The organism is Arthrobacter sp. ZGTC131, from assembly GCF_002929275.1.
Taxonomy (GTDB): domain Bacteria; phylum Actinomycetota; class Actinomycetes; order Actinomycetales; family Micrococcaceae; genus Arthrobacter.
This window is the reverse complement of the sequence record NZ_PJIK01000047.1, coordinates 1-1,313: the sequence shown is the minus strand read 5'-3', so window position 1 is coordinate 1,313 and position 1,313 is coordinate 1. Positions and strand designations below refer to the sequence as shown.

Annotated in this window: 1 protein-coding gene; it reads left to right on the top strand. The window is 65.5% G+C overall.

Annotated features, from left to right (window positions below; all coding sequences use genetic code 11):
• Positions 1-1,313 (top strand): catalase (locus CXQ90_RS21615; protein WP_104141383.1); only part of this gene is annotated, 1,313 nt, incomplete at both ends.

Sequence of the window (1,313 nt, the reverse complement as noted above, 5' to 3'; positions counted from 1 at the left end):
ATCCTGACCGACCACTACCTGGTCGAGAAGCTGGCCCAGTTCAACCGCGAGCGTGTCCCGGAGCGCGTGGTGCACGCCAAGGGCGGCGGCGCATTCGGTTCCTTCAAGACCACCGCGGACGTCTCCAAGTACACCAAGGCCGCGTTCCTGCAGCCGGGCGTGGAGACCGAGATGCTGATCCGTTTCTCCTCCGTTGCCGGCGAGAACGGCTCCCCCGACACGTGGCGTGATCCCCGCGGCTTCGCCGTGAAGTTCTACACGTCCGAGGGCAACTACGACCTCGTCGGCAACAACACCCCGGTGTTCTTCATCCGCGACGGCATCAAGTTCCCGGACTTCATCCACTCGCAGAAGCGCCTGCCGGGCACGCACCTGCGTGACGCCGACATGCAGTGGGATTTCTGGACCCTCTCCCCCGAGTCCGCGCACCAGGTCACCTGGCTGATGGGCGACCGCGGCCTGCCGGCCTCTTGGCGGGAAATGCAGGGCTACGGCTCGCACACCTACCAGTGGATCAACGCCGAAGGTGAGCGCTTCTGGGTCAAGTACCACTTCAAGTCCAACCAGGGCGTGAAGTCCATGACCGGTGACGAGGCAGAGGCGCTGGCAGGCTCGGACGCCGACTTCTACATCCGCGACCTCTCCGAGAACATCGCCGCCGGCAACTTCCCGTCCTGGGACCTGCACGTCCAGGTCATGCCGTACGAGGACGCCAAGACCTACCGCTTCAACCCGTTCGACCTCACCAAGGTGTGGCCGCACGCGGACTACCCGCTGATCAAGGTGGGCACCATGGAGCTGAACCGGAACCCGGAGAACTACTTCGCGCAGATCGAACAGGCCACCTTCGCGCCGTCGAACTTCGTGCCCGGCATCGCCGCCTCACCGGACAAGATGCTGCAGGCCCGCATCTTCTCCTACGCTGACGCACACCGCTACCGCGTGGGCACCAACCACGCCCAGATCCCGGTGAACCAGCCGAAGAACCAGGTCAACAACTACAGCCAGGACGGTGCCGGACGTTACCACTTCAACGCCTCCTCCGTTCCGGTTTACGCCCCGAACTCGGTGGGCGGCCCCGCCGCCGTTGAGCCGCAGAGCCCGGCCGGCGGCTGGGAGAACGACGGCGCGCTGACGCTCGCCGCGCACTCCCTGCACGCCGAGGACAGCGATTTCGTCCAGGCCGGCGCACTCTACCGCGAGGTATTCAACGACGGCGAGAAGGCCCGTCTGCTTGAAACCATCACCGGCGCCGTGGGCGGCGTGAAGAGCCCGGGCATCAAGGAACGCGCCATCCAGTACTGGACCAACGT